Below are 13,365 nucleotides of genomic sequence, written 5' to 3'. Positions count from 1 at the left end.
ATTTGCTACAAATATAAGATATCACAGGTTCTATATAACAACTAGCTGAGCATTTTCTATATTTTGTACACATTTTTTATATTGCCGCCGAAATCGCTATAAAAAATGTACAACCTCAGACCGCCCTTTCCTTTGATCGGATACAGCCCTTATATTCATTGGGGGACCGGCCCACATATTTCTTAAAAATATCACAAAAATGGCGGTAATTATTATATCCCACCATCTCGCTCACCTGGGTCACCTTGTAATCCTCCAGGAGGTATTCTTTCGCCTTCTTAATTCTCAGATTGGTGAGATATTTGATATAGCTCATCCCTACCTCCTCTTTAAAGAGAATGCTTAAGTAGGCCGGATTCAGATTCACAATGGCGGCCAGCTCGTTCAGCCCGATATCCTGGTTGTAGTGGCTTCCGATGTATTCCAGAAGCAGCCGGATATCCCTGTGGTTGGCGCTGCTGTTCCGGGTCTCCATATTACCGATGATTTTGGCAAGAATCGTCCCCGCGTACTCCTCTATCTCCCGAACGGTCTTTTTGGAGCGCATTTCTTCAAAGGAGAGGCCGGAGCTCCAATTGCTGCCCTTCTCCTTCTCCGAGTAGAATTCCGACAGGATGCACAGAAGCTGGAGGCTTTCCCTGCGGAACTGGGTGTTTTCCGGAAAATACGCCTTGATGGCCATCATATACTGCTGGAATTGCTTTCTCAGCAGCTCGGTGTCATTTTCCAGAATGCTTTCCAGCATCCGGTCCGTATATTCCCCCAGCTCCCTGTGAAGCTGCTCCTTATCCTCTCCTGCGGCTGCCGCCTTTTTCTTCAGCTCCTCCTGTTCAATCCAGGAAAAAGCCTCCTTCACCTTGTCAATGGTGACCGGCTTCTCGATATACCTCTGCACCCCCATGGAGAGCGCCCGCCTGGCATATTCAAACTCTTTATAGCCGCTGATTACGATAAAATAGGCATCCGGCAGGAATTCCCTGGCCTCCTCGATCAGGGACAGCCCGTCCAGCTTGGGGATACGGATGTCGGTGATGACAATATCCGGCTTCGTTTCCTCCAGAAGCTGCAGGGCTTCTATTCCGTTATAAGCGGCTCCCACCACCTCACAGTCCAGCTTTTCTCTCTTAATAATGGTTTCAATCCCCCGAACCACAATATGCTCATCATCAACGACTACTACCCTGTACATAGTTACCTCCCCTTACAATAGTTATTCCGTACCGCAGTCCTTAATCGGTGCGGTACGGAATTATAATCTGAACCCGGGTTCCCTTCTCCGGCTCACTGGTTATCGTTACATGGTATTCTTCCCCATAGAATAGCTTAATTCTCTCTTTGATGTTGCGGATGCCGTAGCCCCGTTCCACCAGAGCGACATCCTCCATACCCACACCGTCATCGGTAAATACAAGCTTCAGCACCTCGCCCTCTCTTCTTGCCGAAAAGTAGATATTGCCGGGGCCGATTTTGGATTCCAGCCCGTGGTATACCGCATTTTCCAGAATGGGCTGGAGAAGGAAGGTCAGCAGCTTGCTGTCCAGAATCTCCTCCTCCGCCTCGATATGTAAGGTGAAGCGGTCCTGAAAGCGGAAATTCTGGATTTTCATATAATCCTTCATATGCTCCAGCTCCTCCCGGAGCAGGATCAGCTTGTCCCCTCGGTTCAGGCTTCGTTTAAACATATTGGACAAGGCCTGCACCAAATCCGCAATATCGTCCGCCTGCTCGATCAGAGCCATGAAGTAGAGGGCATCCAGGGTATTATATAAAAAGTGGGGATTAATCTGGGATTGCAGAAGGAGAAGCTGCGCTTCCTTCTCCTTGATCTCCAGATTAAGCAGCCGCTCCCTCAATTCCAGATTATTATTTACCAGGCTTTTAAAGCGGTTGCCGATCTGCCCTACCTCGCTGTTGTCAAAATCAGCATCCACCTTCAGGTTGCCTACCTCCACCTTCGACATGGTCTCAGCCAGGGCGTCCAGCGGCCTGGTGATTCTGCCGGCAATGACTGCAGCCGCGGCAATGCTGATGAAGATCATAATGAAGATGGTCAGAAACAGAATATTCTTAATATAGTCACTGTCGCTTTCCAGTTCTTCCTTCGTGATTACATTGATAATGGACCAGCCCGTTGTGGCATTGGGGTAGGAACTGAAGAGGTACACCGAATTATCCGCGCCGTAATAGGCATCTACAATCCTTTGCTTCTCTTCTTCCTGTCCGGTGAAATAGACCACCTCTTCCTCTCCCTTCTGTTCCTGGGGGAGAGTGACCATGTACCGGTTGGTTACATAGCCCTCTGTATCCTTGCCGAAGGACTGCTTCCAGATCTTCTTATCAATACTGACCACCAGATACCCAAAGGACTTCTGGGTACCCGGATTAATGAGATTCTTCACATAACAGAAGCAATCCTTGGCCTTATCCTGCAGCAGCACATCATGGGGATAGAAGACTTCCTTTCCCTTTGCCTGCCCCGCCGCCTCCACCCAGGCCTCCTCCAGCAGGCGGTCCGTGGTGTAATAATGGCTCAGAGCTCCGCTGTAGGCCGTACTCTTCGCATAATATCTCCAGTTTCCGCTCTCATTCACTACCAGCATTCCGTTAATCAGGGAATTGTGGGCGGTAATATTGCCGAAGATATTGTCAAGGGCCAGCTGATTCCTGGCGGAGAAATACCCGCTCCGGTTGGTCTCATTCTCCATGACCTTGATAAAGGAAGCGTTCTCCAGCAGAGTTCTCCCTTCCTCAATGATCTCCTGAAGGTAGATATCCATCATCTTACTGGAGACCTCCAGATTGTGGACATGGGCATTCTGGTAGTTCTTCTCAATGGTTTTCTTGGATATGCGAAAGATGGCCGCTCCTATGAAAACGGCAGTGAGCAGAATCAAAAATATCATTGTGATTGCAATTTGCTTGCGCAGGCTGATGTTCTCCGACCATCTGCCTTTTCTAAAGCGATTCGGCATCCTGTAACCTCATCCAATTTCCTGTTACCGGTTTAATTGCAGCAGCTTTCTTGCCTCTTCCGGTGCTGCCGGCTCCATATCCATGGCGCGGACCAGGTTCGCCAGCTTCTCTACCAGCTGGTAATTATACTGGGCCTGTACGCCCTCCTCCAGATATCTGCTGTCCTCGAAGCCGATGCGGACTACAACGGCTCCCATGGCAATTGCCGCCGCCAGGAAGCTCCAATTATCTCTTCCATAATGGGTCACTCCCCAGAGACAGCCCTCGGGCACGAAGGAACGAAAAGCCATGAGGGCTTCTATGGACGGCTGTATGCCCCCCTTGTGGCCGAACACCAGATTAAAGAGCACCGGATCCCGGAAGGGCTGTTCCTCCCGGATCAGCTGGATATTATTGATCATGCCGATATCAAATACCTCGATCTCCGGCAATACCCCTCTCTCATAGCAGCGTCCGGCACAGTACCGGATATCCTCAAAGGAATTGCAGTAAATCGCCTCTCCCAGATTCGTTGACCCACCGTTCAGAGAAGCGCTCTCCGCTCTGGGATAATCCAGGGGATTGCAGCGTTCCTGGATATTCATCTTCGAGATTCCTCCGGTGGAAACCTGCACCACCACATCCCGCTTGTCCAGAATCCGGTCAAAGGCTTCGCTGATCACGGTTCGATCCGGTGTCAGGCACCCTTCTCTGGTCTTCGAGTGCAGGTGGCACATCCCTGCCCCCCGGTCAATACACAGTGCAACGTCCTCCGCCAGCTGCTCCGGATTCATGGGCTCCGGCCCTGCTACCGGCGCTACTGAAATAATCACTTTCTTCTTCATCTTTTATTCTCCTCGCTCCTAAAACAATTCATTGAAAAACAATCCGCTTATGAATCAGTCCGGTTTGTTTCTGATGTCTGCATTCACAATAAAACGATAGATATCATCCGCAGGATGAAGCTTCCTACCGGATTAGTTCGGTTACTACCTGTCTCAAAGTCCCGTCTTCTCCCACATTGCCGGGAAAGATGATGTAAGGGATACCCGGAAATAAGCTGCCCTCATCGGTTCTCCACACCGGAATTCCGGGTGCCGCCTGACCCAGGACTTCCGCTCTGGTCACGCCTAAAGCCTTTACCCCGATATCGCTGGAGGTAATTCCTCCTTTGGCTATTACAAAAGCAGGAACCACCTGCAGCCTTTGAACCAACTGCTGTACGGCTTCCGATATCTTCACTGACCGGAGCAGGGCTTCCTCCTTCGTATCCTTCTCCACTACCAGAAGCTTCCGCCTGGTGTAAATAACCACCGTCTTTCCCTCCCGGATATAGCTGCCGCTTAATCCGGTAACACGGATTACTTCCTCCTCCAGACGGTCTTCCAGTACCAGATCCGAATTAAACTCCAGGAATACCAGCTCCTCCAGCTTTCTTAATTCCTCCAGCTGGGCCGTGGTTTTGGCCGTATGGGAGCCAATCACTACAATACCTCCGTGCTCCCCGCCTGCCGGAATCGTCTCCTGTGCCGGGTCCGTTTCCTGTAAAGAGGAGGCCGTAAGCATATCCGCCTTTTTCAGCAGAGGCTTGTCGCTTATCCCACCGATTACTTTAACAAAATCCGCAGCAGTACGGAATAGATAATATTTCCCCTTCTTCAACTGCCGGTATAGGGCAACACAAAAGGTCTCCAAATCCTTCGGGCCAAGGGCATTGACAATGCCCCGGTCAAAGCCCTCCATGGAAGCCAGAATCGCCTCCACATTCTCAAATTGTGCCGTTCTAAGCTCCCCAAGACCCACGGTCTTAACATCCTGTGCCTTAATCCTTCCCTGGGTCTTCTCCTCGATATATTCCCGGAGGTCGGAATGGGAATAGCCAAAGGTACGGTCCCGGGCAAACTCCGTCTCGGCAGCGGGAATGAATTCGTCACCGTATTTTACATAGTGAACATTGTCGATGGTATACCTTCCTCCCGCCTGGAAAAAGGGAATGACAAACTCTCCGTCCACCGGCCTGCCCAGCCCGCGCTCCAGCTCTTCCTTCAGTACCTCCATTTCCAGAGGGTAATGCCCCCGCAGGGTGGAATCCCCCCTGCTGATCATAAGAAAAGGCTTTCCCGTCTCCCTGGCTGCCGCCAGCACATTCCGGGCAATTTCAGTATGAACCTGTGTTGTCTGCTCCTCCGTCATTGCCCTGGAATTGGTCAGAACAAAGAACAACCGGTTCTCTTCCTGAAATCCCTGAAGAATGCTGGCATAATCCCAATGGGTATACACAGACACCCCATGTACGGTCTGCACACCGGTGGGGTCGTCATCGAGAACCACAAGCTTATAGCTGCTGCCTGCTATTTCCTCCGCCAGCAGCCTCTTCCCGTCCTCTTCATACCCGTGACATTGATATCTTTCGTCTGTTTCCCAATATGATAAATGCATTCCTGCCTCCTCCTACCTGGCTTCTCCCAGACCAAATTCAACAAAACAATAGGTATCTGTCCAATAATTTTTGGTACGGTCTAAAATCTCCGTCGCATCCGCCTCTGATTTGCGCTCCACCCAGCTCCATTTGCCGGTAAAGCTGTCCGGACCCACATTGTAGCATTCCCCGTCAATGTGATGATGAGGCCCCAAAAGATTACGGTTGGAAGCATAGAACTTCAATACAATCTGATTCTCTCCGTCCCTTGCCGCTTCCGTAATATCTGCACGGTAAGGCGCCCATAGAGAAGTCTTGACCAGCACGCCATTCACAGTTATCTGTACCATAGGACTGTTTTGCTTCTTCCAGTCAATAACAATCCGCTGCCCCGGACGCTTCTCAAGGACAATGCTCTGGCTCACAGTAAGACAGCCGGCAAAAAAGAGCAGTCCGTTGGTGGCAAAATCATTGGAGGGAAGTACCTTCGGCGCATCCACGATCTCAAAGCCGCCCTGGGTCACCATGGCATTCCGTTCCACTCTCCGGAAGGGCTTCTCCGACACCACGCCAAAGTCTCCCAGAAGATAAATGCTCTCCATTTCTATATCATAGGTGATCTTGTTCTTCTCCGTCTCATATACATCCTCCCCGAAAAGCACGTCATACACCTTCTGAGGCTGGCGAAACTCTGTTTTCAGCAGGATTACATTGCTGCCCGGCAGAACATGGGGCTTAATGGATACTTTCTTGAACTTCTTATCCTTCCACCAGCCCGCCTCTTCGTAGGCCAGCTTCGTACCATTTACCCATATGGTATAGAGCTGCGCATCCTCTATGATCACGTAGAACTCTTTGTTCTTTGATAAATCAGCGGAGACATGGAAGGAAAACTCCAGCTCCACCTCACAGGGGCGCCTTAGTTCCAACAGAATATTCTGAAGCCGGATTACCGGAACAGGGCCCCGCCATTCTCCTCCGTCAATCCGGTACCTGCAATAGTCCATTGTCAAGGAATTCAGATCCATCTCCTCTATCTTCCACTCCTGGTCCAGGCTTACGGTAACCACATCGGACTTCTCAGGCCTGCCGCCTGCCGCCGCATCTGCCCCGGCTCCCTCCCGCCTCTCTCCGTTTTCCTCGACGAATTGCAGCAAATAGGACTGCATCGGTTCAAAATCCAGGTACAGAGCGGTATTATCCTGATGGAAGGCAACTTCTCTCTCCTCCTCGGTTCCATCCTCTGCCTTCAGTACCATGACCCTTCCCTTTCTGCCCAGAATCGAAACCTCGGCATGGAAGGATTTCTCCTGACTGTGATTTACCAGGAAATAAATTGTGGATGCAGCTGCCTCCCTCTGCTGATAGGATATCTCTCTGATCTCCTGCCCCTGCTCCCGGACGCTCAGGGTGACCAGCTTTTTCGACAGCAGATAGGGGCGCAGTTCTTCCTCTGTCAATCCTTCCGTCTGACTGCATAATCGCTTCAGCTGCTCCGGATCTCCATTGGTATAGTAAGGAAGCTGTCCCATACTCAGTACAGTTCCTCCCTGGGCTTTGAACTCCAGCAAAAGCTCCAGGGTAGTCTTATCCATGGAATACATATGGGGTAGAATCACCGTTTTATAGGCAATTCTGCCGACGATAAATTCCCCGTTCCTGACGCTTCCATGCTTTTCAATGATGGTTTCATCTCCGAAATGGTAGCTGATATGCAGGCCGGATAACAAGCTGGATAATTCCTCGAAATGCTGATCCAGCGCACGAATCTCATCCGTTCTGGTTCCGTCATAGCTGACGTAGCCGCTTCGCATGGGATGAAGCAGCAAAACATCCGCCGTCTGATCCCCTTCCGACAGGGCGACACAGAGCCGGCCCAGATAGTCATTGAATCTGCGGTATTCCTTCCACCAGGTCTGCTGGGTGAACAGTGACGGGGGATAATCCCTCTTCCGGCAGCCCTTGATGGTATAGGCCTGTAGATGCTGGCAGATCTGGTTTACGCCGTTGACAAACTGCCACTCCGCTATCCACTTCAACTCCTCGAAGGAGACATCCCATCCGCATAATGCAAAGGATTCGGTAATGACCTGCTTCTTGCCCAGCTGGCAGGCAACGCTTCCCACCTGCTTTCCAATTACCGGCGAGTAGATCATCCGCCGCAGCCAGTCAATTCCCGGCACATGCATGTATTCATAGAAGGGCATAACACCGGCCGTACTGGTCATCTGGCTGAAAATGCTCTCCTCCATCATAATGTGCCCGGTGGACTTGCAGTTATGCTCCTCACACCAGTCATAGATGTTCTTCATATAGTTGAGGGCAAACATCTCGTTTACCGTTGTCCAGAAATCATAGCGGTATTTCTCACAGCCCTTTGTATTCAGATACAGAGCGGGAAGATGATTCAGGATATCATAGGAACAGCGCTCCGAAAAAGCCCGGGGCAGATCATCGGACCAGGCCAGCTCTCCAAAATTATTGCAGGCCAGCCTGGGCTCATCCGTGAAAAATCCGTGCATATGCTTGCCGAAATCTTCTCCAAAGCGCTTGTAATACTCCTCATGGGTCACCTCAAGAAAGGCATCTATGGCACGTTTGTTCAGGGTATCCACGTAGAACGGATTGGTATGACGGCGGATTGCAAGGATAACCTCTCCCTCTTTTGTCTGTCCGCATTCCTCCCGGCTAATCCGGCGGTATTCCCCGGTCCCCTTATGATAGGCATAGAATGCCAGCATCGCTTCAAAATCGATGCCGCTTCCATCCGTATGCTCCTCCATGGTCATAAACTTCGCATGGTAATCCGGTGACCGCTCCGGCACCCTGCCTCCGGCAAAGCCGCTGGGCCAGCCTTCCTCATCGTAAATCCAGCCGTTCATTCCGAATTCTTCCCCGGCTCTTATTCCGGTTTCAATACAGTCAAACCACTCTTCACTGAGATACGGTGTCTTTAAGCCGGATCTGGCATGCATAAAATACCCGCCTATTCCGGCTTTCTTCATTTCCTCAATCTGATATCGGATCTCCTCCGGCTCCAGCTGGTCATTCCAGGACCAGAAGGGAATCGGCCGAAACTGATTCGGAGGATTCTTAAAGTCTTTTATCATCATATTTCTTTCCCATGCCTTTCTTACAATCTAATCCCCGTGCTTCTGACTTAACACCATCGCAATCGCGGATTTCCAACCCTCATAACGTCTTTGGCATTCCTGCGGCTCCATCTTCGGCTGATACAGCTTCGCCTCATTATCCTGGAACAGCTCCTCCGCCCGGTATAGCCCCATGCCGATTCCGGCCATATAAGCAGCTCCGATGACAGACAGCTCCTCGGATTCCGGCACCCGGACACGGATACCCTGGATGTCACTCTGGAACTGCATGAGATATTCGTTTCTCGTCGGACCGCCATCCACTCGCAGTTCCTTTATCTCAAGCTCCGCTTCCCGGCCCATCACCTTCACAATATCCGTAATCTGGTATGCAATGGATTCCAGGGCCGCTTTCACAATCTCCGCCTTGCCTGTCTTTCTCGTCATCCCGCAGAGGATCGCCGCGGCCTCGCTCTTCCAATACGGCGCTCCCAGGCCGGAGAAAGCAGGTACCAGATAAGTCCGGTCCGCCGCATTGGCCCCTTTGGCAATCGCCTCTGTCTCCGCGGCGCTCCGGATCAGCCCCAGATCATCCTTCAGCCAGCTGATTACCGCACCGGTATAATTAATATTCCCTTCCAGGACGTACTCGACCTTGCCGCCCATTCCCCAGGCAAGGGAGGTTACGATCCCTCTGGTACTGAAAATAGGCTTTGTGCCGATATTCATCATAATCGAGGAACCGGTTCCGTAGGTGGCCTTCACCATCCCTTCCTTCCGGCAGTTCTGTCCAAACAACGCCCCGTGGGAATCCCCCATGGCGCTGTGAATCGGAATCGGGTGTTCCAGGTATCCGCCCAAATCCGTCCCTCCAAAATTGGAATTGGAAGCACATACCAGTGCCAGACCTTCCGGATTAATTCCAAACAGTCCGCAGATTTCCTTGTCCCATTCCAGGGTGCGGATATTGAACAGCTGTGTTCTGGACGCGTTGGAGTAATCCGTCTTATAGCTCTGATTGCCTGTGAGACGATAGATCAGCCAGCTGTCCATGGTACCATAGGCCAGCTCACCTCTTCCTGCTTTCCTGGCGGTGCCCTCCACCTCTTCCAAAACCCAGGCTATCTTAGCCGCGGTAAAATAAGGCGACAAATTCAGCCCTGTACGGCTTTGTATCAGGTCTGAATGCTTCTCAAGACTTTTACATATGGACGCCCCTCTGGCGCACTGCCATACAATTGCATTATACACGGGCCGTCCGCTCGCCCGGTCCCATACGACGGCAGTCTCTCTCTGATTGGTTAATCCAACGGCGGCAATCTCCGCCTTATCAATTCCCGTCTTCTCTATGACGGCCCTGGCAACTGCCAGGGTATTGGAATAGATCTGCTCCGGGTCATGCTCCACCCATCCCAGCTCATTGACAATCTGATCATGGGGCAGATCGCTCCGCCCCAGAATCTTTCCCTGACTGTCAAAAATAAGTGCCTTGGTTCCCTGCGTGCTCTGATCAATTCCAAGAATATATTGTCCTCTATTCTCCATCGCTCAACATCTCCCATGCGGTTGCTGCAATTCCTTCGGCACTGAGACCGTAATAATCGAATACCTCCTGGGATTTTCCTGCCACCGCCGGGGTATCCGGCAAAGCCAGATTGCGGACCGGCTTCGGGCAATTTGCCGCAATGATCTGGCAGACCATAGCGCCCATGCCCCCGATGACGGAATGCTCCTCTACCGTGATCACAGCCTTTGCTCTTCCTGCCGCCTTAAGAACCGCCGCTTTGTCCATGGGCTTCACACAGTACATATCCAGTACCGAAGCGTGTATCCCCTTCTTCTCCAGCTCCTGCGCCGCCAGCAATGCCGGTCTCACCATCTCGCCGCAGGCGATGATCGCCAGATCATCCCCCTCCCGCAGTACGGTCGCCTGATCCAGGGTAAAGGGAAGCTGCCCCGGTGTATCCAATGACAGCAGCGGATAGATATCCTCCACCGGATTACGTCCGACCCTGATGTAGGCCGGCTTCTGATCCTCCAGCAATGCCTCGATCAGGCATTTGGTCTGATGCCGGTCACTGGGCAGATAGACTCTCATATTCGGTATGGAAGCCATGGTGGCAATATCCTGGTTGGAATGATGGGTCATGCCCAGGGAACCATAGCTGATTCCTCCGCTGATGCCGATGAGCTTCACATTGGTATTAGAATAGGCCACATCCACCTTGGCCTGTTCCATGCTTCTGGTAGACAGGAAGCAGGCGGGGGAAGCGGCAAACACTTTCTTCCCTGTCCTGGCCAGTCCTGCGGAGATGCTCACCAGATTCTGCTCCGCAATTCCCACCTCTATAAACTGTTCCTTATGGGCTTTGGCAAATTCCGTTAAGGAAGCCGAGCCTCTGGAATCACTGCATAATACAACAATATCTTTATCGGCGTCAGCCTTCTCAATCAACACATTACAGATCGCCTGGCGGTTGGGTATCTTATTATTCATTGGCCGAGGCCCTCCTTTGCTCCAGTTCTTCCATTGCCTGGTTATACTCCTCTGCAGTCGGCACCCGGTGATGCCAGGCGGCATTGTTCTCCATAAAGGATACCCCGAAGCCCTTCACCGTATCCGCAATAATAACGGTGGGCTTGCCCTTATAGGCTTTTGCCTCTCCAAAGGCTCTGCTCAGGGAAGCGGTATCATTGCCCGCCGCATGGATTACATGCCATCCGAAGGCGGCCCAGCGTTCGTCCTGGCTGTCCTGGGACATCACGTCCTCGGTGGAGCCGGATATCTGGAGCCGGTTGCGGTCCACAACCGCGCAGAGATTGTCCAGCTTATAATGTCCGGCAGCCATGGCGCCCTCCCATACGGAGCCCTCCGCCAGTTCTCCGTCACCCATTACCGTGTAGACCCGGCTGCCCGTGCCGCTCATCCGGGACCCAAGGGCCATTCCGATGCAAACGGACAGCCCGTGTCCGAGGGAACCGGAATTCATCTCAATTCCCGCCACCTTATTATTGGGATGACCGATGTAAGTGCTCTGAAAGGAGGAATAGGTCAGCAGATCCTCCTTCGGAAAGAAGCCCCGGTCCGCAAGGACTGCGTAAAGCGCTTCCACGGAATGCCCCTTGCTTAAGATAAAATAATCCCTCTCCGGAGACTGGGCCAGCTCCGGAGATATGTTCATTTCACTGTAGTACAGAGTGACCAGGATATCCATCACGGAGAAATCCCCGCCGATATGTCCCGTCTTTGCATGGTATATCATATTAAGCACATCTTTTCTTAATTCAAAAGACTTCGCCTGTAAATTATTCATCCTTACCTCCATTTGCTCCATTCCTTATTCGCCCCGGATATAAGCCTTAACCTCTTCCTCAATGGGATCATACAGATCAGGCGTTACCCCGATGTATTTACAAGCTTCATATAATACGGGAACCACATCCTTATGAATGCCCACACAGTGATGGATATACGGTCCGCATACCAGCTTATCCTCCAGCCGTTTCAGATTCGCCACCTTTATCCACACATAGGTTCCCTTTGTATAGGGTCCTTCCACACCTTCGGCATTGCCCAGAAGCATGGAATATTCTCCGTTATCCCCGTCAAAGCGGCACAGAGTCATCCTGCCGTGCTTTGCTTCCGCTTCCACAGCACCGGGATGCTGAAAGGCGAGAGGATAGCCGATGGTAGGCTTCTCCTTTGCCACGGAGATGGGCCAGGGACCGCAATGCTGCAGCAGCTCCCCGTTCTCATCATCGGGATGACGCACGGTCCAGTCCGCGAAAAAGCTCCTGGTGTCATCCAAAGCTGCGGCTTCTACCAGCAGGGAGGTGATTGCTCCATGGATGTCCGTCTCACAGACTACCGGAATTCCTTCTTCATTTAATAAGGAATTGGCCGCGCAGGGCATGATGCCCAACTCTCCCTGCAGGGCATTCCAGCACTGGATGGCAATTGCCTTACAGCCGTATTGATCGGCCAGACGCTTCATCGCTACCTTTAAGGCTGCCACATTCTCCAGCTGCTCCTCGTTAATCTTTATGTTCATATTCGTTTTGCAATAATCCATTACGGCAAGAACGTCCTTCTCGTCTTCCTTCGCCTTCTTCACCTCTGCGGTAAGCTCCGGCATGGGAATCGGGGAGAGCTGGATATTAAAACGCTCCAGAAGCTCTCCTTCATTGCACATGGTGGACCAGAAATCAAAGGGTCTGGGTGCGATCTGAAGTATTCTGATGCTTCGGAAGGTCTTCACCACATTGCACACCGCAAGGAAATCAAAGATGCCTCTGGTGAATTCGGGGTCACTTAAGCGGCAGTTGGTCATGTAGGTAAAGGGTACCTGGAATCTGCGAAGCACCTTGCCCGTTGCAAACAGGCCGCACTGGCTGTCCCGCAGACGGATTCCGTTCTCATCCGGCCTCTCATCCCTGGGTCCCCATAGAAGCACCGGAACATTCAGTTCCTTCGCCAGCCTTGCCACAACATACTCCGTGCCGAAATTACAGTGGGGAAAGAATAAACCGTCAATCTTCTCTCTTCTAAACTTTTCAGCTATTTTTTCACGGTCCAGTTCATCATAAAAAAGCCCTTCTTCGTTGATATCTGTTATGTCGACAAATTCCACTCCTAATTCCGTCAGCTTCTCTCTTGTTAAATTCGCGTATTTCACTGCATCCGGAGCACTGAAAATACTTCTTCTGGTGGGTGCAAAACCAATCTTAACCTTTTTCATCCGAACTTCTCCTTTTAATATTTTATATGTTTAAGTAAATATTTTATATGTTTTATTATAAACTTTTTATATTATTTTTCAAGTATTTTTGCTAAGAATTTAATGGAACTAATAAAAACATGTTATAGTTATACGGAAGAGATATGACGGATGCAGCATAGCA

At 51.2% G+C, this 13,365-nt stretch carries 9 protein-coding genes; all 9 read right to left on the bottom strand.

Features of this window, described 5'->3' with window-relative positions:
* Positions 1-115: 115 nt before the first annotated feature.
* Positions 116-1,189, bottom strand: a complete 1,074-nt coding sequence (locus HNQ56_RS16375; RefSeq protein WP_429148499.1) for a response regulator transcription factor — start codon at positions 1,187-1,189, stop codon at positions 116-118.
* 40 nt (positions 1,190-1,229) lie between these two features.
* Positions 1,230-2,972: a sensor histidine kinase gene (locus tag HNQ56_RS16370; RefSeq protein WP_429148497.1), complete on the bottom strand. Its 1,743-nt coding sequence runs from the start codon at positions 2,970-2,972 to the stop codon at positions 1,230-1,232.
* Positions 2,973-2,996: 24 nt separating this feature from the next.
* Positions 2,997-3,797 (bottom strand): beta-keto acid cleavage family enzyme, encoded by an 801-nt coding sequence (locus HNQ56_RS16365; RefSeq protein ID WP_429148495.1) that lies wholly within the window; start codon positions 3,795-3,797, stop codon positions 2,997-2,999.
* 124 nt (positions 3,798-3,921) lie between these two features.
* On the bottom strand, positions 3,922-5,391 hold the full coding sequence (locus HNQ56_RS16360) for a four-carbon acid sugar kinase family protein (RefSeq protein WP_429148493.1): 1,470 nt from the start codon (positions 5,389-5,391) through the stop codon (positions 3,922-3,924).
* Positions 5,392-5,403: 12 nt separating this feature from the next.
* Entirely contained in the window at positions 5,404-8,484 is a 3,081-nt protein-coding gene (locus HNQ56_RS16355; protein WP_429148491.1) for a glycosyl hydrolase, read from the bottom strand.
* Between the two features lie 27 nt (positions 8,485-8,511).
* On the bottom strand, positions 8,512-10,008 hold the full coding sequence (locus HNQ56_RS16350; protein ID WP_429148489.1) for an FGGY-family carbohydrate kinase: 1,497 nt from the start codon (positions 10,006-10,008) through the stop codon (positions 8,512-8,514).
* Positions 9,998-10,960 (bottom strand): transketolase family protein, encoded by a 963-nt coding sequence (locus tag HNQ56_RS16345; protein WP_429148487.1) that lies wholly within the window; start codon positions 10,958-10,960, stop codon positions 9,998-10,000. Before HNQ56_RS16345 ends, HNQ56_RS16350 begins: the two co-directional genes overlap by 11 nt.
* Entirely contained in the window at positions 10,953-11,777 is an 825-nt protein-coding gene (locus tag HNQ56_RS16340) for a transketolase (protein ID WP_429148485.1), read from the bottom strand. Before HNQ56_RS16340 ends, HNQ56_RS16345 begins: the two co-directional genes overlap by 8 nt.
* Positions 11,778-11,801: 24 nt before the next feature.
* Complete coding sequence (locus HNQ56_RS16335) at positions 11,802-13,202, bottom strand: L-fucose/L-arabinose isomerase family protein (RefSeq protein WP_429148484.1); 1,401 nt, start codon at positions 13,200-13,202, stop codon at positions 11,802-11,804.
* Positions 13,203-13,365 lie beyond the last annotated feature (163 nt).

It is taken from the genome of Anaerotaenia torta, from assembly GCF_050433395.1.
Taxonomy (GTDB): domain Bacteria; phylum Bacillota; class Clostridia; order Lachnospirales; family Lachnospiraceae; genus Mobilitalea; species Mobilitalea torta.
This window is presented reverse-complemented; position numbering and strand designations above follow the sequence as displayed.

Excerpts from the sequence above, each read along its gene's own strand:
- HNQ56_RS16375 (WP_429148499.1), bottom strand. The coding sequence starts at position 1,189 with ATGTACAGGGTAGTAGTCGTTGATGATGAGCATATTGTGGTTCGGGGG.
- HNQ56_RS16370 (WP_429148497.1), bottom strand. The coding sequence starts at position 2,972 with ATGCCGAATCGCTTTAGAAAAGGCAGATGGTCGGAGAACATCAGCCTG.
- HNQ56_RS16365 (WP_429148495.1), bottom strand. The coding sequence starts at position 3,797 with ATGAAGAAGAAAGTGATTATTTCAGTAGCGCCGGTAGCAGGGCCGGAG.
- HNQ56_RS16360 (WP_429148493.1), bottom strand. The coding sequence starts at position 5,391 with ATGCATTTATCATATTGGGAAACAGACGAAAGATATCAATGTCACGGG.
- HNQ56_RS16355 (WP_429148491.1), bottom strand. The coding sequence starts at position 8,484 with ATGATGATAAAAGACTTTAAGAATCCTCCGAATCAGTTTCGGCCGATT.
- HNQ56_RS16350 (WP_429148489.1), bottom strand. The coding sequence starts at position 10,008 with ATGGAGAATAGAGGACAATATATTCTTGGAATTGATCAGAGCACGCAG.
- HNQ56_RS16345 (WP_429148487.1), bottom strand. The coding sequence starts at position 10,960 with ATGAATAATAAGATACCCAACCGCCAGGCGATCTGTAATGTGTTGATT.
- HNQ56_RS16340 (WP_429148485.1), bottom strand. The coding sequence starts at position 11,777 with ATGAATAATTTACAGGCGAAGTCTTTTGAATTAAGAAAAGATGTGCTT.
- HNQ56_RS16335 (WP_429148484.1), bottom strand. The coding sequence starts at position 13,202 with ATGAAAAAGGTTAAGATTGGTTTTGCACCCACCAGAAGAAGTATTTTC.